The sequence below is a fragment of the Cryobacterium mannosilyticum genome, assembly GCF_004402705.1.
GTDB lineage: Bacteria > Actinomycetota > Actinomycetes > Actinomycetales > Microbacteriaceae > Cryobacterium > Cryobacterium mannosilyticum.
In genome coordinates this window covers 310,620-332,047 of the sequence record NZ_SOFM01000007.1, presented here as the reverse complement: position 1 = coordinate 332,047, position 21,428 = coordinate 310,620, and the positions used below count along the sequence as shown (strand labels likewise).

22 protein-coding genes and 1 tRNA gene are annotated in these 21,428 nt (G+C 68.4%); 11 read left to right on the top strand and 12 right to left on the bottom strand.

Annotated elements, in window-relative coordinates:
• Nucleotides 1-83: 83 nt before the first annotated feature.
• Entirely contained in the window at nucleotides 84-566 is a 483-nt protein-coding gene (locus tag E3O32_RS02995) for a CarD family transcriptional regulator (RefSeq protein WP_134506949.1), read from the bottom strand.
• A 186-nt stretch (nucleotides 567-752) separates the two neighbouring features.
• Between E3O32_RS02995 and E3O32_RS02990 the strand changes: the two genes are divergently transcribed.
• Nucleotides 753-1,226: a hypothetical protein gene (locus E3O32_RS02990; protein ID WP_134506827.1), complete on the top strand. Its 474-nt coding sequence runs from the start codon at nucleotides 753-755 to the stop codon at nucleotides 1,224-1,226.
• 143 nt (nucleotides 1,227-1,369) lie between these two features.
• On the opposite strand, the gene E3O32_RS02985 is transcribed toward E3O32_RS02990, so the two are convergent.
• Nucleotides 1,370-2,050 carry a response regulator transcription factor gene (locus E3O32_RS02985; RefSeq protein WP_134506825.1) on the bottom strand — a complete coding sequence of 227 codons (681 nt, stop codon included), beginning with the start codon at nucleotides 2,048-2,050 and terminating at the stop codon, nucleotides 1,370-1,372.
• A gap of 64 nt (nucleotides 2,051-2,114) precedes the next feature.
• Entirely contained in the window at nucleotides 2,115-3,269 is a 1,155-nt protein-coding gene (locus E3O32_RS02980; RefSeq protein ID WP_134506823.1) for a sensor histidine kinase, read from the bottom strand.
• A gap of 181 nt (nucleotides 3,270-3,450) precedes the next feature.
• Between E3O32_RS02980 and phoU the strand changes: the two genes are divergently transcribed.
• On the top strand, nucleotides 3,451-4,119 hold the full coding sequence (gene phoU, locus E3O32_RS02975) for a phosphate signaling complex protein PhoU (RefSeq protein WP_134506821.1): 669 nt from the start codon (nucleotides 3,451-3,453) through the stop codon (nucleotides 4,117-4,119).
• A gap of 86 nt (nucleotides 4,120-4,205) precedes the next feature.
• Here the strand turns inward: phoU and E3O32_RS02970 are convergent, their stop codons facing one another.
• The 4 genes from E3O32_RS02970 to E3O32_RS02955 form a co-directional block, all read right to left on the bottom strand.
• Nucleotides 4,206-4,958 carry a phosphoglyceromutase gene (locus tag E3O32_RS02970; protein ID WP_134506819.1) on the bottom strand — a complete coding sequence of 251 codons (753 nt, stop codon included), beginning with the start codon at nucleotides 4,956-4,958 and terminating at the stop codon, nucleotides 4,206-4,208.
• Between the two features lie 149 nt (nucleotides 4,959-5,107).
• Entirely contained in the window at nucleotides 5,108-6,271 is a 1,164-nt protein-coding gene (ygfZ, locus tag E3O32_RS02965) for a CAF17-like 4Fe-4S cluster assembly/insertion protein YgfZ (protein ID WP_134506817.1), read from the bottom strand.
• A gap of 20 nt (nucleotides 6,272-6,291) precedes the next feature.
• Complete coding sequence (locus E3O32_RS02960) at nucleotides 6,292-6,906, bottom strand: heme-binding beta-barrel domain-containing protein (RefSeq protein WP_134506815.1); 615 nt, start codon at nucleotides 6,904-6,906, stop codon at nucleotides 6,292-6,294.
• A gap of 151 nt (nucleotides 6,907-7,057) precedes the next feature.
• A complete protein-coding gene (locus E3O32_RS02955) occupies nucleotides 7,058-7,321 on the bottom strand; it encodes a hypothetical protein (protein ID WP_134506813.1) in 264 nt (87 codons plus the stop codon).
• Between the two features lie 72 nt (nucleotides 7,322-7,393).
• Here E3O32_RS02955 and E3O32_RS02950 point away from each other — a divergent pair, with 72 nt between their 5' ends.
• From E3O32_RS02950 to pstB, 8 genes are all read left to right on the top strand, one after another.
• On the top strand, nucleotides 7,394-8,086 hold the full coding sequence (locus E3O32_RS02950) for a response regulator transcription factor (protein WP_134506811.1): 693 nt from the start codon (nucleotides 7,394-7,396) through the stop codon (nucleotides 8,084-8,086).
• Nucleotides 8,087-8,105: 19 nt separating this feature from the next.
• Entirely contained in the window at nucleotides 8,106-9,014 is a 909-nt protein-coding gene (gene mshD / locus E3O32_RS02945; protein WP_166790753.1) for a mycothiol synthase, read from the top strand.
• A 57-nt stretch (nucleotides 9,015-9,071) separates the two neighbouring features.
• Complete coding sequence (locus E3O32_RS02940; RefSeq protein ID WP_134506807.1) at nucleotides 9,072-11,246, top strand: RNA degradosome polyphosphate kinase; 2,175 nt, start codon at nucleotides 9,072-9,074, stop codon at nucleotides 11,244-11,246.
• Nucleotides 11,243-12,181, top strand: a complete 939-nt coding sequence (locus E3O32_RS02935) for an NUDIX hydrolase (protein WP_134506805.1) — start codon at nucleotides 11,243-11,245, stop codon at nucleotides 12,179-12,181. The genes E3O32_RS02940 and E3O32_RS02935 overlap by 4 nt, the downstream gene beginning before the upstream one ends.
• A 172-nt stretch (nucleotides 12,182-12,353) precedes the next feature.
• On the top strand, nucleotides 12,354-13,442 hold the full coding sequence (pstS, locus tag E3O32_RS02930; protein ID WP_134506803.1) for a phosphate ABC transporter substrate-binding protein PstS: 1,089 nt from the start codon (nucleotides 12,354-12,356) through the stop codon (nucleotides 13,440-13,442).
• A gap of 135 nt (nucleotides 13,443-13,577) precedes the next feature.
• A complete protein-coding gene (gene pstC, locus E3O32_RS02925) occupies nucleotides 13,578-14,522 on the top strand; it encodes a phosphate ABC transporter permease subunit PstC (protein ID WP_134506801.1) in 945 nt (314 codons plus the stop codon).
• Nucleotides 14,522-15,610: a phosphate ABC transporter permease PstA gene (gene pstA / locus E3O32_RS02920; RefSeq protein WP_134506799.1), complete on the top strand. Its 1,089-nt coding sequence runs from the start codon at nucleotides 14,522-14,524 to the stop codon at nucleotides 15,608-15,610. The genes pstC and pstA overlap by 1 nt, the downstream gene beginning before the upstream one ends.
• 38 nt (nucleotides 15,611-15,648) lie before the next feature.
• Nucleotides 15,649-16,428, top strand: a complete 780-nt coding sequence (gene pstB / locus E3O32_RS02915) for a phosphate ABC transporter ATP-binding protein PstB (protein ID WP_134506797.1) — start codon at nucleotides 15,649-15,651, stop codon at nucleotides 16,426-16,428.
• 25 nt (nucleotides 16,429-16,453) lie between these two features.
• Here pstB and E3O32_RS02910 read toward each other — a convergent pair whose 3' ends face one another.
• The 4 genes from E3O32_RS02910 to E3O32_RS02895 all read right to left on the bottom strand — a co-directional run bounded on the left by E3O32_RS02910 (nucleotide 16,454) and on the right by E3O32_RS02895 (nucleotide 19,747).
• A complete protein-coding gene (locus E3O32_RS02910; RefSeq protein WP_134506795.1) occupies nucleotides 16,454-17,341 on the bottom strand; it encodes an aminodeoxychorismate lyase in 888 nt (295 codons plus the stop codon).
• Between the two features lie 23 nt (nucleotides 17,342-17,364).
• The gene (locus tag E3O32_RS02905) at nucleotides 17,365-18,231 is read right to left on the bottom strand and encodes an anti-sigma factor (protein WP_134506793.1); all 867 of its coding nucleotides are present in this window, start codon (nucleotides 18,229-18,231) and stop codon (nucleotides 17,365-17,367) included.
• Nucleotides 18,228-18,824: a sigma-70 family RNA polymerase sigma factor gene (locus E3O32_RS02900; protein WP_134506791.1), complete on the bottom strand. Its 597-nt coding sequence runs from the start codon at nucleotides 18,822-18,824 to the stop codon at nucleotides 18,228-18,230. The genes E3O32_RS02905 and E3O32_RS02900 overlap by 4 nt, the downstream gene beginning before the upstream one ends.
• A gap of 293 nt (nucleotides 18,825-19,117) precedes the next feature.
• Entirely contained in the window at nucleotides 19,118-19,747 is a 630-nt protein-coding gene (locus E3O32_RS02895; RefSeq protein ID WP_134506790.1) for a DNA-directed RNA polymerase subunit beta, read from the bottom strand.
• A 108-nt stretch (nucleotides 19,748-19,855) separates the two neighbouring features.
• Here E3O32_RS02895 and E3O32_RS02890 point away from each other — a divergent pair.
• Nucleotides 19,856-19,928, top strand: a tRNA-Lys gene (locus tag E3O32_RS02890).
• A 53-nt stretch (nucleotides 19,929-19,981) separates the two neighbouring features.
• On the opposite strand, the gene E3O32_RS02885 is transcribed toward E3O32_RS02890, so the two are convergent.
• Nucleotides 19,982-21,256 carry a GAF domain-containing protein gene (locus E3O32_RS02885; protein ID WP_338145180.1) on the bottom strand — a complete coding sequence of 425 codons (1,275 nt, stop codon included), beginning with the start codon at nucleotides 21,254-21,256 and terminating at the stop codon, nucleotides 19,982-19,984.
• Nucleotides 21,257-21,428: the final 172 nt, after the last annotated feature.

Here is a 21,428-nt window from a genome sequence, read left to right as displayed (position 1 = left end):
GACAGAGCGGCTGCGCCGACTGCCGGGAGGGGAAACGCGAAGGGCGGCACCTTGCGGCGCCGCCCTCCAACGAAAGAACGGTGTTACGAAGCGAGAACCTCGTCGAGAACGGTGGATGCCTTCTCTTCGTCGGTCTTCTCGGCCAGGGCCAGTTCGGAGATCAGGATCTGGCGGGCCTTTGCCAGCATCCGCTTCTCCCCGGCGGACAGGCCGCGGTCCTGGTCGCGGCGCCACAGGTCGCGGACGACCTCGGACACCTTGATGACGTCGCCCGAGGCGAGCTTCTCCAGGTTCGCCTTGTAACGGCGTGACCAGTTGGTGGGCTCTTCGGTGAACGGCGCGCGGAGCACCTCGAACACCTTGTCGAGCCCCTCTTTACCGATCACGTCGCGCACGCCGACGAGGTCGACATTCTCGGCGGGTACTTCAATGGTGAGATCGCCCTGAGTAACATTGAGCTTCAGGTACAGTTTCTCTTCACCCTTGATGATCCGCGTCTTCACCTCGGTGATTGTCGCGGCTCCATGGTGGGGATAAACGACGGTTTCGCCAACCTCAAAAAGCATGTATGTATATCCCTTCAGCAACGTCTAGGATACCACAGCTGACGGTGGTAGGGTTCGCCGCGCGAATTGCCGCCGCTCGCCGGGCCGCGGGCGACCAGTAGGCTAGGCTCAAAGCCAAATTTCCGGTGCTCCGCCCTGGGCGGATCACCGAACTGTTGTGGAGGTCTTGTGAGGGCTCGAGTCTTAGTGTCTGTCGTTCTGGCGGCCGGCGTCCTGTTGGGCACCAGCGGCTGCAACCTCCTGGCACCGCAGTCGACCACCAAGCGCTACGACGCCAGTGACGGCGTGAGCGGCGACGTGGGCGACCTGGCCATCCGCAACGCGATCGTGCTCTCGAACGACGGCCTGACGGGCAGCCTCCTCGTCACGGTCGTCAATTCGGGCGACTCGGCGCACAGCCTTAACGTGCAGTTCACCGGCGACTCCGGCAAGGTCACCCAGAAGGTCACCGTGAAGGCCAGCTCCACGACCGCCTTCGGCACCGAAGATTCCCCGGTCGTCGCCCTGGAGGCCATCGAAGCCCAGCCTGGCTCGCTGTTCCCGGTCTTCTTCCAGTACGGCAACGAAACCGGCGTCGAGCTCCTCGTGCCGGTGCTCGACGGCTCCCTCGGCCAGTACTCGACGCTCGTTCCCACGGCGACGCCCACGCCCACGCCGTAGCCCGGCCGGCATTGCCGCCGGGCCCCGGCCAGGCGTGGAGTCGACGCGCGTTGCGCGAGCCCGCTCCGGTTTCCGCAGCCCGCGGCCGCGGCGGCGGCCGCGGGCTGCGGAAGCGGGCGCGCGGACCAGCGGCCGGGCGACGGTCAGGCCTCGAAGCGGTAGCCCAGCCCCCGCACGGTGACCAGCATGGTCGGCTCGGACGGCGTGGACTCGATCCGAGAGCGGATGCGTTTGATGTGCACGTCGAGCGTCTTCGTGTCACCGAAGTAGTCGGTGCCCCACACCCGGTCGATCAGCTGCCCGCGGGTGAGCACCCTCCCGGCGTTGCGGAGGAGGAACTCGAGCAGTTCGAATTCCTTGAGCGGCATGTTCACAACTTCGCCGGAGACGGACACGGTGTGCCGCTCGATATCCATGCTCACGGTGCCGGCGGTGAGGACGCTGTCATCCTCGAGCTCCACCTCGGTGCGCCGGCGGCCAACGGCCCGGATGCGCGCGAGCAGTTCCCTCGTCGAGTACGGCTTGGTGACGTAGTCGTCGGCGCCCAGCTCGAGCCCGACGACGATGTCGACCTCGGAGTCCTTCGCGGTGAGCATGATGATCGGGACGGTCGACCGGGTGCGGATCTCCCGGCAGACCTCGGTGCCCGGGATGCCGGGCAGCATGAGGTCGAGCAGGATGAGGTCGGCCCCGGTGCGGTCGAACTCACGGATGGCGCTTGGGCCGTCCTCGGCCACCGTGACCTCGTAGCCTTCCCGCTCGAGCAGGAAGCTCAGCGGCTCACTCAGGGCTTGCTCGTCTTCGACCAGAAGGATGTGCGTCACTGTGGATCTCCTGTTTCACTCTGCTGGAGGAGAGCCACCGCCCAGCGCGTCACCGCGTCATGCGTCACTGTGCCTCTCCTGTCGTCAGTGGGGCGGGCTGGGGCGCCTCGGGGAGGCGGATGGTGAAAGTCGACCCGCTGCCGGGTTGCGACCAGACGCGGATGTCGCCGCCGTGGATCTGCACGATGTGCTTGACGATCGACAGGCCGAGGCCGGTCCCCCCGGTGTGCCGGGACCTGGCCTGGTCGACCCGGAAGAAGCGCTCGAAGATGCGCTCCAGGTCTGCCTCGGCTATCCCGACGCCCTGGTCGGTGACGGTGATCTCCACCACGCCGTCGTGGCGACGCACCCCGACCCCGACCCGGGAACCCTCCGGCGAGTAGTGCACGGCGTTGGCGACGAGGTTGTGCACGGCCATCACGAGCAGGCGTTCGTCGCCGCTGACCTCCGCGCCGGACTTCTTGCCGACGGCGATGGTGATCCGCGCCGCGTCGGCCACCACCCGGCTCTGGTCGACGGCGGCAGCGACGACCGCGTCCACGTTGAGCAGTTCCGGTTCGGAGAGCGAGTCCTGGGCCTGAAGCCGGGAGAGTTCGATGATCTCCTGGGTCAGCCGGGTGAGCCGGCCCGACTCCGTGGTCAACCGGTTGGCGAACCGACGAACCTGTACCGGTTCATCCGCCGCCTGGTCGAGCGCCTCGGCGAGCAGTCCGACCGCGGCGATCGGCGTCTTCAACTCGTGGCTGATGTTCGCGACGAAGTCGCGGCGCACCTCGTCGAGCCGGAAGGCCTCGGTGCGGTCCTCGGCCAGGATCAGCACGTACCGGGTGCCGAGTCGGGCCAGCCGCACCCGCACCCGCATGCTCGCGTCGTTGAACGGGCCGCGGGAGAGGATCAGGTTCTCGGAGATCGGATCGCCGGAACGGCGAACCCGCCTGGCCAGCTCGAGCAGTTCCGGATGCACCAGTTGCTGGTTCCAGACCAGGCCCATCGACACTGCCGCCGGTGACGCTTTGATGACATTGTTCGACGGGTCGAGCACGGCCCCCGCGCTTTCGAGGGCGTCGAGCACCTGATCGATCCCGTCGGGGACCGCCGGGTTCACCACCTCGGCCGCGCGACGGCCGTGGCGTTCGGCAACGTGCAACAGGGTGACGAAGCCGGCACCGACGGCCAGGCCGAGTGCCAGCGACACCAGCACAAGCCATGTCGATTCCATTTAGCCAGATTACTGACAGTTAATCGGGCCGGTTGACGCGCGACCGCCGAGCGCAAGCTACTTTAGGAAGTGTTCAAGCCCGCGGCACCTGCCGTTAACCTCGGTCCAGCATGATTCGCTGGGGGCCAGGTGGGTCTCACGTGTCTGCGCGTAACGCGCGCCCAGGAAGGACCACACACTTATGCGTGAAGTATTTCAACAGGAGCTCGCCGAAGTCCAGGACCGTCTCGTGGAGATTTCCCGTCTCGTGGCGATCTCGATCAACAAGGCGACCCGGGCGTTCAACGAATCCGATGTGAGCCTGGCCGACGAGGCGATCAGCGAAGACGACAAGATCGACGAACTGACGATCGAGCTCGACGAACTCGCGATCACGATCCTCGCCCGGCAGCAGCCGGTCGCCCGCGACCTCCGCATCGTCGTCAGCGCCCTGCGCATCAGCGCATCGCTCGAGCGGATGGGCGACCTGTCGACCCACATCGCCCAGCTGGCCCGCTATCGCTTCCCCGACAAGGTCGTGCCGAAGAGCCTGCGCGTCACGTTCGCCGAGATGGGCAGCCTCGTCACGGCGATAGCGAACATGCTCACCGAGCTCCTCACCAACGAGGACATGGTGCTGGCCGAGACGATCCGCAACGAGGACGACAAGGTCGACGCCCTGCACCTGAGCGTCTTCGACGCGGTGCTCGGTGAGACCTGGAAGGGCGAGGCCGCCGACACCGTCGACGCGACCCTGGCCAGCCGCTACCACGAGCGGTTCGCGGACCACGCCGTCTCGATCGCGAAGAAGGTGCAGTACCTCGGTACCGGTGCCTGGCAGCAGAACACCGGCGCGGCGCACTCCGGCTGATACCGGCCGCCGCAGTCCCCGAACGAGAAAGCCCCGGAAGCGATTGCTTCCGGGGCTTTCTCGTTCGATCGGTTGGGGAGGGAAGGCTACTTCTTGGCGCCCTGGGCGGCGACGGCCGCGGCTCCGGCTGCGGCGGCCTCGGGGTCGAGGTAAGTGCCGGGGCCGAGAGGCATGAGGTCTTCGCCGAGGCGGTAGACCAGCGGGATGCCGGTCGGGATGTTCAGCTCGGCGATGTCGGCGTCGGAGATGCCGTCGAGGTGCTTGACCAGGGCGCGCAGCGAGTTGCCGTGGGCGGTGACGAGCACGGTCTTGCCCGCGCGCAGGTCGGTGGCGATGTCGGACTCCCAGTAAGGCAGCATCCGGTCGACGACGTCGCTGAGGCATTCGGTGCGCGGGAGGAGGTCGCCGAGGCCGGCGTAACGGGGATCGTGCGCCTGGGACCAGGGGGAATCGTCGGCGAGCACGGGCGGCGGCACGTCGAAGGAACGGCGCCACAGCTGGAACTGCTCCGGGCCGAACTTGGCCAGGGTCTCCGCCTTGTCGAGTCCCTGCAGCGCGCCGTAGTGGCGCTCGTTCAGACGCCAGGACCGCTTAACGTCGATCCAGAGCCGGTCGGCCTCTTCGAGCGCGATGTTCGCGGTCTGGATTGCACGGGTAAGTAATGAGGTGTGCAGCACGTCGGGTAGGAGGCCCGATTCGGCGATGAGCTCGCCGGCACGGCGCGCCTCGGTCGCTCCCTGCTCGCTGAGCCTCACGTCCACCCAACCGGTGAAGAGGTTTTCTTGGTTCCATAGGCTCTGGCCATGGCGAAGAAGGATGAGATTGTATGTTTCTGACATGCCTTCAACTCTACCGAGGTGCCGGGTCGGGGCGGGTCGGCCGGGACCGAGACTCAGAGCGCCTGGAGCGCCGTTGCGCGCCAAGCGTGCCTGGAGCGCGACGGCGCAAGTGGCGCGCTCGCGTGGGGACTGTCGCGGCCGACGGCCGGTCAGCGACCGGGGGTGCGGATGCCCAGCCGCGGCAGGCGGGGAATCTCCGCCACGGAGCCGGCCGATTGCGGCACGATGACCTCCTGGGCCGCCGCCACGGAGATCCCCTGGGATTGAACATGCAGGGTGACGTCGGCCGGGACGGTGCGCTTGATCACCGCGAGGGCGATCGGACCGAGCTCGTGGTGCCGGGCGCTCGAGGTGATCACGCCGACCGCGCGCCGCTCCGTCTCACCGTCCGCCAGCTTCTTCGTCGCCTGCACCTCGTCACCGTGCACGGGCAGCACCGCGTCCGACCCGTCCAGGTGGAGCAGCACGAGCCGGCGCGGCGGGTGGCCGAGGTTGTGCACCTTCGCCACGGTTTCCTGGCCGCGGTAGCAGCCCTTGCTCAGGTGCACGGCGCTGCGCAGCCAGTCCAGTTCGTGCGGCAGGGTCTTCTCGTCGACCTCGGTGGCCCGGCGTGGGCGCCAGGCCGCGATCCGGAGCGCTTCGAGGGCCAGGGTGCCGGCGGCGGCGACCGTGCCTGCCCGCACGGCGTCGCGCAGCGCAGGCAGCCAGTCGCGGGGCACGAGCGCCTCGGTCCAGTGCCAGTCCTCGGCGGGATGGGCCGGGGCGTCGGCGTACTGGAATCCGCCGTTGCCGACGGTGTTCCAGGGGTCCCGCCAGGCCAGCGCGACACCGTTCGGTGCGGCCGGGACCAGGTGCACGGCCGCCGGTTCGGCCGCCATCGTGCCGATCACCGCGTAGGCCAGGCTGTGGTCGACGACCTGCACGCGCAGGGTGAAGCGCATTCTGTCGAGCCAGGCGTGCAGGCCGGGCAGCTCGCCGGCCTCCAGGATCAGCCAGGTCTCCACACCGTCGTCCACGACGGCCATCGCGTATTCGATCCGGCCGTTCGGGTCGAGCAGCAGCGTCTCGGTCGATTCTCCCGGGGCGAGCCTGCGCAGTTCCTGGCTGGAGATCGAGTTGAGCCAGGTCAGCCGGTCGGGCCCGGCCACGCCGAGCACGCCGCGGTTGGAGAGGTCGACGACGGCCTCGCCGGCCAGCAGCCGGCGTTGCTCGATCATCGGGTTGCCGTAGTGCGCGGCGACACCGGCGTCGAGGCCGTCCGCCTGCACGGCGCCGTCGAGTTCGAGGAGGGGGGACACGGGTGCCGGGCTCATGGTTGCTCTTTCCGTAATCTCTACTCGACCCGCTTGAGCCGGCCGGAGGCGTGCGTGCGGAGCGGCTGGCCCAGCGCCGCGATGTCCCAGGCCCAGAGCAGGTGGCCCTCGACGAGGCCGTACAACCGGGTGGCCGCCGAATACGCCTTGGCACCCTGCGTGCGCATGACGGCATCCGTGGCCAGGTCGATCCGGGGGCCCTTCACCTGGCCCAGGTAGATCTCGGCCACTCCCCCGGGGTGCACGAGGGTCACGTCGATGTCGAACCCGCCGTCGGCGTTGCGGAGCGTCTCGACCGCCGCTGCGGTGACGAACGGATGCTCGCCCTCGGCGGGCAGCAGGCCGGGGCCGGGGTCGCCGGGCCCCTGCGGTCGGCTCAGCCGCCAGTAGCCCGTCTCCGTCATCAACGGGGTCTTCTCATCGCTGCCGGAGCCCGGCACCGGCTCGAGCCAGGTGTAGGAGCTGTAGTTCAGGTGCGGCAGGCCGTCATGGCTGAAACTCAGGCGATGGCCGAATTCCCGGTTGACCGACGTGTCGCCGATGGCGTAGTCGAGGATGCCGGAGCCTTCCCAGACGCCGAGAAGCCACGAGAGCGGGACGATTTCGGACGGGAGCTGGGTGGGAAGCTCGAACATCGAAGGTTACCGCTGCCCCCGAAACAGCTTGAACAGGACGATTCCGGAGACCCAGGCGATCGACAGGCTCGCCAGCGCGAGGAGCCCCAGGAAGAAGATTTCGAGTGCGAGGGTTGACATGCCTCAACTCTAGCCCGCCCGCGGTCGAAATCTAGGCGAGGCCGGCCAGGGCGAAGATCCCGGTGGCACCGGCGAGCACGGCCACGGCGCCGACGAGGCTCACCGTGACCCGGTTCACGTAGCCTTCCTTGCGGCCCGTCGCGAGCTGAACGCAGAGCGTTCCGATCACGCAACCGGCGAAGGACAGCCCGATCCAGACCAGCGCCTGGCCCGGGAAGGAGAGCAGCCCGGTCAGCACCGCGCAGACGAGCGCGAACAGCCAGACCACCACGACGCTCATCCACTGCCAGCTCACCCTCTCATTCTGCCCTGCCCGGGCCACATTCGCGGCACGCTAGTATGGGGCCACAATCCTTGGAGGGTGCGCGTGGCGCAGTTGTTGATCCTGACCTCGGCGGCCAACAGTGAGGTTCTCCCCGCCCTCGCGTTGCTGTCGCACGGCACACGCATCATCCCGGCCCAGCCGGACCAGCTCGTCAACGCGCCCGACTCCGACGCGATCCTGGTCGACGCCCGGACCAACCTGATCGCCGCCAGGTCGCTCTGCCAGATTCTTCGCACCACCGGGAACACGGTTCCCCTCCTGCTCGTGATCACCGAGGGCGGGCTGGCCGCGGTCAGCGCCGACTGGGGCGTCGACGACGTGATCCTCGACGCGGCCGGCCCGGCCGAGGTGGACGCCCGCATCCGGCTCGCGATCGGCCGCGCCCCCCGGCCCGAGGAAAACGCCACCATCCGCGCCGCCGGCGTGGTCATCGACGAGGCCAGCTACTCGGCAAAGGTGCATGGAAGGCCCCTCGACCTCACCTATAAGGAGTTCGAGCTGCTGCGCTTCCTCGCCGCGCACCCGTCGAGGGTGTTCACCCGGGAGCAGTTGCTCAGCGAGGTCTGGGGCTACGACTACTTCGGCGGCACCCGCACAGTGGACGTGCACGTGCGCCGGCTGCGCGCCAAGCTCGGCGACCAGGAGTCGCTGATCGGCACGGTGCGCAACGTCGGTTACCGGTTCAACGTGTCGGAAGAGGACGGTGTGCGTGGAATTCATCCGGTCAGGGCCTGATCTGGAGGATGGGCCTGATTTGGAGGATGGGCCTGAACCGGCGGAGGGTCCCGATCTCGCTGATGCCGCGTTCACCTCGGAGTTCCGTCGCATCGCGGCCGAGGCCGAGGAGGCGGACGGCTACCACCCGTTCAACGAGCAGTCCCTGTTCGACGTGTCGGCCGGGCGGCGCACCCCGCTGCTGCTCGCCGACGCCGGACACCCCGTCGGCGCCGTCGTCACCGGGCGGGGCGAACTCGACCTCGTCCTGCGGCCGGCCGCCCGGCGCCGCGGGCACGCCACCGCCGCGCTGACGGCACTGCTGCCCGGCCTGCCCGGGGAACTGACCGCCTGGTCGCACAGTGACCATCCGGGAGCCAGAGCCCTCGCCGCCCGGTTCGGGTTCACGGCCGACCGCACCCTGCTGCAGCTGCGAATGTCGCTCCCCGCGGGCACCGGCGGCACCTCCGCTGCGGCAGAGCCCGTCGACACGCCGGGCGCCGCGACGGACATCGGCCCCTTTCTCCCCGGAACCGACGACGCCGAGTGGGTGGCCCTGAACGCCCTCGTCTTCGCGGGTCACCCGGAGCAGGGAGCGCTCACCCTGACCGACCTCGAGGCCAGGCAGTCCGAGCCCTGGTTCGACGCGGGCGATTTCCTGCTCGCCCGCGACCGGGCGAGCAGCCGCATCCTCGGCTACAACTGGCTCAAGATCGAGCCGGGCGATGCCGTCGGCGAGATCTACGTCATCGGTGTGCACCCGGATGCCGCCGGGCAGGGCCTCGGCCGCCGGCTGATGCTCGCGGGCCTGGAACGCCTGCGCTCCCGGGGCGCCGCCACCGCGGCGCTCTACGTCGAGGCGGACAGCACCGGTGCCGTGCACCTGTACCGGTCGCTCGGTTTCGCCGACCACACCGTCGACGTGCAGTACCGCCGGGACACGCGTTAGCCATCCGTTCATGACGGATCGTCGCCTCGGCCCCGCACTCGGTGTCAAGATGGACAGATGGACGGCGACAACATCCCGACGGACTCCGGTCTCGGCACGGACTTCGATGACGATTTCGATCCCCTGATCGGCACGAACGACCCTGCCCTGCCCTCGGACCGCTACCTCGACCGCGAACTGAGCTGGCTCGCCTTCAACCAGCGCGTGCTCGAACTCGCCGAAGACCCTGACCTGCCGGTGCTCGAGCGCACCAACTTCCTGGCCATCTTCGCGAGCAACCTGGACGAGTTCTTCATGGTGCGGGTCGCCGGGCTCAAGCGGCGCATCCTCACCGGCCTCGCCGTGCCCACCAACATCGGCCGAGCTCCCCAGGACGCCCTCTCGGATATCTCCGCGGCGGCGCACGTGCTCCAGGCCAGGCACGCGCACGCCTTCCAGGACCAGGTGATCCCGGCGCTCTCCGAGGCCGGCATCGACATCGTCAAGTGGGACACCCTCGACGAGGCCGACCACCGCTCGCTTCGGGGCTACTTCTCGAACCAGATCTTCCCGGTGCTGATGCCGCTGGCCGTCGACCCGGTGCACCCGTTCCCATACATCTCCGGGCTCTCCCTCAACCTCGCCGTGCGGGTGCGCAACTCGAAGACCGGCAAGCAGGAGTTCGCCCGACTCAAGGTGCCGACCATGCTTCCCCGTTTCATCCGGGTCGACCGGCGCGAGAACGTGGAGAGCGTGCGCTTCATCACGCTCGAGGACCTCATCGCCAACCACCTCGGCGACCTGTTCCCCGGCATGGACATCCTCGAACAGCATGTCTTCCGGGTGACCCGGAACGAAGACGTCGAGATCGAGGAAGACGAAACCGAGAACCTGATCAAGGCGCTCGAGAAGGAGCTCCTCCGGCGCCGTTTCGGCCCACCCATCCGCCTCGAGATCACCGAGGACATGGACGAGGTGACCCTCGGCCTCCTCGTTCGCGAACTCGACGTGACCGAGCAGGAGGTCTACCGTCTGCCCGCCCCGCTCGACCTCGGCGGTCTCTTCGACCTGCGGATCGACCGGCCCGACCTGCACTACGCCAAGCACGTGCCGACCACGGCGGTGCAGCTGATGGCCGGCGAGCCCAACGCGCAGCCGGACATCTTCAGCTCCATCCGCCGCCGGGACATCCTGCTGCACCACCCGTACGAATCGTTCGCGACCAGCGTGCAGGCGTTCCTCGAACAGGCCGCGGCCGACCCTAACGTGCTCGCGATCAAGCAGACCCTCTACCGCACCTCCGGGGACAGCCCCATCGTCGAGGCCCTGATCGACGCCGCGGAATCCGGCAAGCAGGTGCTCGCCCTGGTCGAGATCAAGGCCCGCTTCGACGAGCAGGCCAACATCTCCTGGGCCCGCAAGCTCGAGAAGGCCGGGGTGCACGTCGTCTACGGCCTGGTCGGATTGAAGACGCACTGCAAGCTCGCCCTCGTCGTGCGCAACGAGGACGGACTGCTGCGCCACTACAGCCACATCGGCACCGGAAACTACAACCCGAAGACCAGCCGGCTCTACGAGGACCTCGGGCTGCTCACCACCGACCCGCAGGTCGGCAAGGACCTCACCCGGCTGTTCAACGAACTGTCCGGCTACGCCATCGAAAAGAAGTTCAAACGCCTCCTCGTGGCGCCGCTGCACCTGCGCCGCGCCCTGCTCAAGAGCATCGCCGACGAGACCGCGGCCGCGCTGGCCGGCAAGCCGTCCGGCATCCGGATCAAGGTCAACTCGATGGTCGACGAGGCCATCATCGACGCGCTCTACCGGGCCAGCCAGGCCAGGGTGCCGATCGAGATCTGGGTGCGCGGGATCTGCAGCCTCAAGCCGGGAGTCCCCGGGATGAGCGAGACGATCAAGGTGCGGTCCATCCTCGGCCGGTACCTCGAGCACTCGCGGATCTTCTCCTTCCACAACGCCGGCGACCAGCAGGTGTTCATCGGCAGCGCCGACATGATGCACCGCAACCTCGACCGCCGGGTCGAGGCGCTCGTGCGCCTCGTCGACCCGGAACACCTCAGCGAGATCGATGCGCTGTTCAACCGGGCGATGGACGACCGCACCGCGTCGTGGTGGCTCGACAGCACGGGCGAGTGGATGCGCCACCACCTCGACGGCGCCGGGCATCCGCTCGACGACATGCAGAACCGGCTCATGCAGCAGATCTCCCTCCGCAAGCGTCCGACGGGCCGCCGATGACCGAGTCGCCCGTCTTCGCCGCCGGAGCCGTGTGCTGGCGCCTGATCGAGGGCAGGATGCACGTGCTCCTCATCCACCGCACGGTCTACGGCGACGTGACCATTCCCAAGGGCAAGGTCGATCCCGGCGAGACACTGCCGCAGACGGCGGTGCGGGAGATCGAAGAGGAGACCGGGCTTGCGGTGGCCCTCGGCGTTCCGCTGGGCATCTCCACCTACGCGATGCCGGGCGGCCGAGAGAAGATCGTGCACTACTGGGCCGCCGAGGTGAGCCCGGAGGCGATCCAGCGCTCCACCTTCGTGCCCAACGGCGAGGTCGCCGCGATCGAGTGGGTCACCATCAAGAAGGCCAGGACCTACCTCAGCTACACCCCCGACGTGGAGATCATCGACGCGTTCGCCAAGCTGGTGGACGCCGGCGTCACCCGCACCTTCGCGCTGATCGCGCTCCGGCACGGCAAGGCGGTGCAGCCCGGCAACTGGGACGGGCCGGACAGCACCCGTCCGCTCACCGAGCGCGGGGTCACCCAGGCCGCCGGTCTCGTCGGCACCATCGCCGCGTGGCGCCCCCGCCGGATCATCTCCAGCACCGCCACCCGTTGCGTCACCACGGTGGCGCCGCTTTCGGCCGCCACCGGCATCCAGATCAAGCGCACCGAGACGTTCAGCCAGGACGCCTACGAGCAGGGTCTCGCCGACGTGCGCTCCGGAATCGGCAAACGGGTGCGGTCGCGCAAGTCCGCCGTGATCTGCAGCCACGGACCCGTGCTGCCCGAGATCCTCCACGAAATCGCCCTCGCCACCGGCACCACCTTCGGTTCGTTCGTCGCCGACGCCGCCAGCCTCGACACCGGGGCTTTCGCCGTCGTGCATCTCTCGGCCGAGAACCCGAGCGCAGGCATCGTCGCCATCGAAACGCACGCCCCCGCCGCGTAGCCACCCGTGTGGGCGGGCGGCCCGCCCGACCGATTCGTTGACGCGCGTTCACCTCCCGTTCACCTGACGGGGGGAGTGTCGTTAATCGCGGTGAATATGGTCTCACCGAGGCCAGCACCGGCCTTTGCCTTGCCCCAAGTAATTCTGCAGTCAACCCTCGAAAGGGATCCTTGTGAATTTCACGCGTTTTGGCCGACCCGCGGTCATCGCCGTCGTTGCCGCTCTTGCACTTTCTTCCTGCGCCGCGAACGAGGCCGCACCTGCCGCCTCTGACGCCGCCAGCACCCTCACCGGCACCCTGACCGGCGCAGGCTCGTCCGCCCAGGGCTCAGCCCAGGAGGCCTGGATCGCAGCGTTCCAGACCGCCAACCCCGACGTCACGGTCAACTACGACCCGTCCGGCTCCGGCGCAGGCCGCGCAACGTTCATCGCCGGCGGCTCCGACTTCGCCGGCAGTGACTCCTACCTGAAGGACGAGGAGCTGGCCGGCACGTTCGCCGCCTGCGCCCCCACCGGCAAGGCCGTCGACCTCCCGGTCTACATCTCCCCGATCGCCGTCATTTTCAACGTCGAGGGCGTCAAGGACCTCAACCTCGACTCGGCCACCCTCGGCAAGATCTTCAAGGGCGACATCACCACCTGGAACGACCCGGCCATCGCCGCGTTGAACCCGAAGGCGACCCTGCCGACCACGGCGATCACCGCCGTGCACCGTTCGGACGACTCCGGTACCACGAAGAACTTCTCCGACTACCTCAACCAGACCGCACCCGACGTCTGGACCGAGAAGCCGGGCGACCCCTTCCCGTACCAGACCGGTGAAGGCGCCAAGGGCACCTCCGGTGTCGTCGACGCCGTCACCAACGGCACCGGCACCATCGGCTACGCGGATGCGTCCAAGGCCGGCAAGCTCGGCGTTGCGAAGATCAAGGTCGGCGACAAGTTCGTCGGCTACACGGCCGATGCCGCCGCCGCTGTCGTGAACGACTCGCCCCTCGTCGAGGGCCGCGACGCGAGCGACATCGCCATCAAGATCGACCGTCTCACCACGGACCCGACCCACTACCCGCTCGTGCTCGTGAGCTACGCGCTGGTCTGCACCGAGTACGCCAAGCCGGCCCAGGGTGAGCTCGTCAAGGCTTACGTCAGCTACATGGCCGGCACCGACGGCCAGTCCGTCGCCGCCTCCGCCGGTGGTGCAGCGCCGCTGTCCGCCGAGCTGGCCGACAAGGTCGCCGCGGTCCTCGAGACCATCAAGTAGCACCGCTTGAAGTCTGCCCGGCCCGGGAGTCGCATTGCATGCGCCCCCGGGACCGGGCACACTTAGGTTTGTGGCCAGCGGCTCGAACCTCCTCCCCCCAATCCAGCACCTCACCACTCCAGGGAGACGCCCGGCATGACCACCACCGCTGCCCGTGACACGATCCGGGCGCCCCAGCGCGCCGGCGACCGTGTCTTCTCGACCGCGACCGTGGTGGCCGGCAGCCTCATCCTCGCCGTGCTCGCCGCCGTGGCGGCCTTCCTGCTCATTCAGAGCCTCCCGGCGTTCGTGGCCACCCCCGCCGACTTCAACGGCGACGCCGCCAACTTCTGGGCCTACGTCTGGCCCCTGGCCTTCGGCACGCTCTGGTCGGCATTCCTCGCGCTCCTGATCGCCATCCCGCTCGCGATCGGCATCGCCCTCTTCATCTCGCACTATGCCCCGCGCAAACTCGCCCAGGGTCTCGGCTACATCATCGACCTCCTGGCCGCCGTGCCGTCGGTGGTGTTCGGCCTGTGGGGCATCGGCGTGCTCGCCCCGATGCTGCAGCCCTTCTACACGAGCCTGGTCGAATGGTTCGGCTGGATCCCCCTCTTCGCCGGCCCCGTCTCCGGGACCGGGCGCACGATCCTCACGGTGTCGATCGTGCTGGCCGTGATGGTGCTGCCGATCATCACCGCGATCTGCCGGGAGATCTTCCTGCAGACCCCCGTGCTCTACGAGGAGGCCTCCCTGGCCCTCGGCGCGACGCGCTGGGAGATGATCGCGATGGCGGTGCTGCCCTTCGGCCGCTCCGGCATCATCTCCGCGTCGATGCTCGGCCTCGGCCGCGCCCTCGGCGAGACCATGGCCGTCGCCATGGTGCTCTCGCCCAGCCCCCAGGTCATCTTCGCGCTGCTCACGTCCCAGAACCCGACGACGATCGCCGCGAACATCGCCCTGAACTTCCCCGAGGCGCACGGCACCGGCGTGAACATCCTCCTGGCCACCGGCCTCGTCCTGTTCGTGATCACCCTGGCCGTGAACATGGTCGCGCGGGTCATCATCAACCGCCGCAAGGCATTCTCTGGAGCGAACTGATGAGCACCACCGCCGTGGCCGCGCCCCTCACCAACTCGCTCACCGCCGGCAAGCTGCCCCGGTACTCCGCGGTCGTCGTGCTGCTGGCGAGCTGGCTGGTCACCGCCGCCGTCTTCCTGATCGTGCAGCTCGCAGGCATCAGCACGAGCTTCAACGTCGCGGGCACCCTGTTCTTCGGCACGGTGCTCTACTGCATCGCGATCTACCTGCTCTCCTACTTCGTCGAGGGCGTGCGGAAAGCCAAGGACCGGCTCGTCACGGCCCTCGTCACCGCCGCGTTCGTGATCGCCCTGCTCCCGCTTATCTCCCTCGTCGCCACGACGGTCATCAACGGGCTCCCGGCCTTCCTCACCCCGACCTTCTTCACCTCGTCCCAGCGCAACGTCGTCGGGGCCGGCGGCGGCGCGCTGCACGCCGTCATCGGCACGCTGTTCATCACGGGCCTCGCCACGGTGATCTCCGTGCCGATCGGGCTGCTCTCCGCGATCTACCTGACCGAGTACGGCCGAGGCCGGCTGGCGCGGGCGATCACCTTCTTCGTCGACGTGATGACCGGCATCCCCTCGATCGTGGCCGGCCTGTTCGCGTTCGCGCTGTTCTCACTCCTGTTCAACGATCCCGGGATCCGGTTCGGCTTCGGCGGCGCGATCTCCCTGTCGGTGCTGATGATCCCCGTGGTCGTGCGTTCGAGCGAGGAAATGCTCAAGCTCGTGCCGAACGAGCTGCGCGAGGCCGCCTACGCCCTCGGCGTGCCGAAGTGGTTGACCATCCTCAAGGTGGTGCTGCCGACATCCCTCGCCGGAATCGTGACCGGCATCATGATCTCGATCTCCCGCGTGATCGGCGAGACGGCGCCGCTGCTGATCATCTCCGGCTTCACCGCCAGCATGAACTACAACCTGTTCAGTGAGCGGATGATGACCCTGCCGGTGTTCGTGTATACCCAGTACGCCAACCAGGGCACGGACACGCAGGCCTACCTCGACCGGGCCTGGGCCGGGGCGCTCACGCTGATCCTGATCGTGATGCTGCTCAACGCCCTCGCCCGGCTGATCGCCAAACTCTTCTCCCCCAAGCTCGGCCGTTAGGCTCCACCCGGCCGCTGGCCTCAAACTCGAAGGAATGCATGTCCAAGCGCATTGAAGTCAACGACCTCAACGTCTACTACAGCAAGTTTCTGGCTGTCGAAGGCGTGTCGCTGACGATCGAGCCTCGCACCGTCACGGCCCTGATCGGGCCCAGCGGGTGCGGCAAGTCCACCTTCCTGCGCACGCTGAACCGCATGCACGAGGTCATCCCCGGCGCCTACGTCAAGGGCGAGGTGCTCATCGACGGCAACAACCTCTACGGCCCCGGCGTCGACCCGGTGCTCGTGCGCCGCCAGGTGGGCATGGTCTTCCAGCGCCCGAACCCGTTCCCGACCATGTCGATCGGCGACAACGTGCTGGCCGGCGTGAAGCTGAACAACCGGCGGATGGCGAAGTCCGACGCGGACGACCTGATCGAGAAGTCGCTCCAGGGCGCCAACCTGTGGCAGGAGGTCAAGGACCGCCTCGACAAGCCCGGTTCGAGCCTCTCGGGAGGCCAGCAGCAGCGCCTCTGCATCGCCCGGGCGATCGCCGTGCAGCCCGACGTGATCCTGATGGACGAGCCCTGCTCCGCCCTCGACCCGATCTCCACCCTCGCGATCGAGGACCTGATCGAGGAGATGAAGGCCGATTACACGATCGTCATCGTCACGCACAACATGCAGCAGGCCTCTCGGGTCTCGGACCGCACCGGGTTCTTCAACATCGCGGGCACCGGCAAGCCCGGCAAGCTGATCGAGTACAACGACACCACGACGATCTTCTCGAACCCGAGCATCCAGGCCACCGAGGACTACGTCTCCGGCCGCTTCGGCTGACCCGCGCGCCACACCCGTCAGGCGGTCAGGCCGTGCGGGCGAGGAGGTAGGCGTTGAGGGACCGGGTCAGGTCGAGGTCCGTCGGGCAGGGCTCACCATCGATGGAGGTGACGGCCACGGCCAGGCGCACGCTGGAGACCAGCCACACCGCCTCGGCGTGCCGCAGCTCCTCGACTGTGACGTCCCGGTACTCCGTCTTCTCCCCCGCGGCTTCGAGGTACTCGAACACGCTCTGCTGGGTGGTGCCGTGCAGGATGGCGCCGCTCGGCGCCGGCGTGACGTAGGCGCCGCCCGACCGGATGATCACACTCGAGGTCGGCCCCTCCATCACGTAGCCGTCGTGGGTGGTGAAGATCGTGTCGTCGCCGCCGCGGCGCTTCGCCTCGCGGATCGCCGCCATGTTGATGGCATAGCTGAGCGTCTTCGCGCCCATCAGCAGCCAGGGCGCCTGCTCGGCCACCCCGCGGGGGTAGCCGCGGTCCAGGGTGACGACACGCACGCCCTGCTCGCGCACTGCGCGGTAGTCAGGCGCCGCGGTCGCGTGCAGCCACGCCGTCGGTGCCGGCCCCGACTCGACGCCGCGGCTGAGCACGAACTTGAGCGCGAGTTCTCCCTCGCCGGGGATCCGGTCCACGGCGTAGGCGATCGCCGCCCGCCACTGCCCGGCGTTGGGCACGGGCAGCTCACAGATCTCGGCCGAGTTCCGCAACCGGCTGATGTGCGGTTCGACCTCCTGGGGGTGGCCGTTCACCACGCTGAGGGTCTCGAAGATGCCGTCACCGCGCTGGGTGCTCAGCTCGCCCACCCGCAACGCCGGTGCGGTCGATTCCATCTCGTGGAAGGTGTCGGCGAAGTCGGTGCGGGGCGAATCCGCGGGAACCGGGTCGATCAGCAGGGTGAAGGGCAGCGTCATACCCCGAGCCTACTTCGATCGAATCAGGAACTCTGGATGGCGACGATCGGGTCGGTCGTCGGCTGCGTGGAGCCGCCCTTGGGCTCGACCGTGACCCCGATCAGGTCGCCGACCGTCATGCTGCCGTCGAGCACGCGCCAGACCGTGCCGGTGCCGGAGGAGTCGAAGGTCCCGGCCGAAACCGGGCCTTCACCGCCGATGTACCAGAGCTGGTAGTCCTTGTCCGAGGGCAGTGCCGGCAGGTCGTCGACCAGCAGGGCGGAGAGCCTGCGTTCGGCGGACCAGACCAGGGTGGCCTGGTGGCCGTCCGCGGTGGTGGTCGAGGCGCGCTTGGAATCGGGTGCCGAGTTGATCTGGGCCAGCCCGGCCGCCTGCTGCTGCTGGAACTGGTCGGTGTTGAACGCCTGGCCGACGAAGGCGCCACCCACGAAGAGGGCGACGGCCGCGGCGGCGGCGGCGAGCAGGCCGACCGGCCCACGGAACCAACGCTGCCTGGCCCGCTCGGTCGCGCTGCCCCGCGAGGGCGCAGCCAGGGGCGTGACGGGGCCGGCGGATGCCTCGGCGGCGGTCCGGGCGGCATCCGGCGCGGCGCGAACGGCCGGGGCGTCCGCGGGCGCCTGGAGCGGGGGCAGCTGCGGGGTCGAGGAGAGCCGGGCCATCAGCGAGGCCTTGAGGGCGGCGGACGGCTGGACCGGCGCGGTCGCCAGGCCAAGGGCCACGGCGGTGTCGCTGAGCTCAGCGGCCTCGATCCGGGCCTGCTCCGAGGAAGCGAGGTGGGCCTCGTAGCCCGCGGCCTCGTCTGGGTTGAGCGCGTGGAGGGCGTAGGCGCCGGACAGTTCGCCGGGGTTCTCGCCCCCATTGTCGACGCGGTTGTTGCCTGGGCCGGTCATGACACCACCCCCAATTCGTCCCTCAGACGGATCATGCCGTCTCGAAGGCGGGTCTTCACAGTACCGAGCGGGATATGGAGGCGTTCGGCGACTTCGCTGTGACTGAGACCGCCGTAGTACGCGAGGCTGATCGCCTGGCGTTGCAGTTCGGTCAATCTGGACATCGCCTTTTCCACCCTTTCATGCTCGATTCGTGTTTCGACGGTTTCGGACACGTTGTCGTACGCCACCGCGAGGTCGCGGATGCCGATCTTCGTGTCCCGGTCGCGGCCGGCCTGGGACGACCGGATGCGGTCGACCGCACGCCGGTGCGCCATGGTCAGGATCCAGGTCGAAGCGCCGCCACGCGCCGCCTCATACCGCGCCGCCGACTGCCAGATCTCCAGGAAGATCTCCTGGGTCACTTCCTCCGACTGCGCGTGGTCGACCAACAGGCGTTTGACCAGGCCGAGCACCCGAGGGGCCATCTGGTCGTACAGGTCCCCGAATGCCGCTTCGTCTCCCCGGGCCACACGGCCCAGCAGCTCCTCCTTGGAGGCAGGAGCAGTCGACTCGAGGTCGAAGTCGAAATCAGCAGTCATGAGACCTAGCATGTCAGGTCTTCTTCCGTTCCATGACTAGGGTTCGGTGCCGAACCCGGCTCGGATTGGTGGAAAGACGCATCAACGGCGAAGAGAACACAGAGTGAAGGCCGGGCCGCAGAACGCCTCTCGGCGCGAGGCCGCTCGGAGCGGCGAATATTGGAGCCCGGGGTTACTGCGGCCCGACCAGCATCCAGTGTAAACGACGACCTCGGGTGTTTTGTTCCCCGGCTCCGGAAGGTGGCGGGGACCCGGGCCGCGGTGACCCGGGCCACGGAGACCGCCGGCGGCCGGTCTCCGATGGTTCAGTCGAGGGACTCGCTGCGCCACAGCCGGGCGCAGGAGCCGAACTCCTGGGCCGTGGTCGAGAAGCGCAGCGCGCGGGTGGTGAGTTCGGTGGCTCGCGCCGACTCGGTTGATTCGTAGTCGTCGGCGACGCTCGTGCAGCCGATCGAGACCACCCGGCAGAACGCGGCGGCGCGATCGAGGGCCACGGCGAAGTCACCGGCGAAGACCCCGCGGAGAATCTGGTCGGCCAGGGCGATGATCTCGTCGGGCCCGGTCGGCGCTGCGACGCCGGCGACGACTGGGTCGATCGCCACGGTGACTTCGGTGCCGCGCTGGTAGAGAAGGGCAGTGCCCTGCGGGTCCTGGCGGATCATGAGCCGCACCAGATAGATCCGCCAGAGCGCACCCGGGAGGCTGCGGGCGGTCGCGCTCGCCCACAGTTCGGCGACGGCGTCGATGCCGTGCTCGTCGGTATAGGCGACCAGCCGGTCGACGACGGCAGGATCCGGGTCCTCCCGCACCCGGGCGAGGAGGGCATGGGCCGTCTCGTGGGCGACCCGGCTGATCGAGGCGGGGTCGTCGCCGCCCTGGAAGGACTCGAATTTGCTGCCGGAGAACTGGGTCGGCTTGTGGAAATCGTCAGCCATCGCATCCTCCTGCTGGTCTCATCGGCACCGCCGCCCCGACGTTCACGGGACGCAGTTCAACGCTACCCAGAAAAACGCCGCGCGAATCCACGCTAGATTATTAACCGCGGGCCTCTAGCTCAGTTGGTAGAGCAAAGGACTTTTAATCCTTGGGTCGTCGGTTCGAGCCCGACGGGGCCCACTTGTGTCGCGGTCGGGGTGCGCGGAACCGGATGCCACCGGCACCCGCGTGAGTCAGGCGTGACTGGCCTGCCGGGCCAGCTCGCCCTGAACAGTGAGAGCGAGTTCTCGAAGCAGAACCAGGTTGACGTCCGCCTCCGCTCGCGGCTCCGCCCCGAACACGCACAGGGCCCCGATCCGTTCGCCGGAGGGAGACTCGATCGCGAACCCGGCGTAGAACCGAACCTCCGGCCTGCCTGCGGCAGTCGGACCGTTGCGGATTCGTTCATCGGCCCGGGCGTCGGGAATGACCGTGACTCCCGATTCCCTGATGGCGAGGTTGCAGAATGAGCCGGCACGGGGCAACTCGCCGCGGTCGTGCCCGGCGGTGCACGACATCCTGACCCGCTCGCCGTCCACGAGGCTGAAGGATGCCCCGTCCGCGCCGAACGAGGTGAGCGCAAGCTCGACGATCGGGCCGAGGAGGGCCTGATAGTCCGGGTCGGGCCGGTCGAATTCATCGACAGCGCGTTGCCGCCTTGCCTCCCTCCGCTGTGCACCGTCAGGCTCCAACGGATCGGCCTCCCCACTCTCGTGCCGATGCGGCGCCGGATCAAGGGCGGGCGTCAGGACAGAGGCCAGCAACTCGGCCCACTGCTCGTAAACCGGGGCCGCCCGGTAGTCCTGGTACTGACGGCGTTCCGGCAGATCGGGCGCGATCGACAGCAGAGTGGTGCGCGGCATCGGCGCGGAAACCGCTCGGGTGATCCGGTTCAGGCGCTGCGCGTGCCGCTCGGCGAGCGTGCCCAGCACGGAGTCGAAGATCGGAATGGAACGGATGCCCGCGGCCTCGACGATATAGACCTGCGTGGTCTGGGAGGTCGAGCGCTCCAGCCGTGCGAGCAGGTCGGTAACGGCGCGCCGCCACAGGCTCGTCGCCGTGTAGAAGACGGCGTCGCCGACGCCGAGGAACACGACGATCGCGTCGTAGCGGCAGAGCCTGGCCCCGTCGAGGGCGCCGACGGCCGACCCGATGAGCATCCGGGGGTCGGCAATGACGTCGACGTCCGCCCCGCGGCCGGTGCGCCGGGTCAGCGCCCTGGCGAGTGCCCCCGGTATGCCCAGGTCGTGGCTGAGCACTCCCCAGCCGACCAGCGGCCCGCTGCCGAAAAGCAGCACCCGGTCGGAGTCGAGGCCGGCGGAATGGGCCTGGGGCGCATCCGAGGGCCGGGGGATGTTCTCCAGGTCGCGGAAGTTCAGGATCACCCAGGCGCGCATCAGCGGCGCCAGCGCCAGTCGGAACGGAGCGGATGTCCAGCCGTCGAACGGGTGGGCCGGCCACCGAGTCATCTTCGCCACTGAGCGTCTCCCGCCTCGGGCCCGTGCGGGCAGTCTGCCCGTGTCGAAGTCAAACACTCGAGCAGCTCCCTCACCAGCCCATCTTCGGGGAACGCAGACGGCCGGATTCCGGCCGGTCCCACTACGCTCAAGCTATCGACCAGATGGTTACGACCGGGAACTG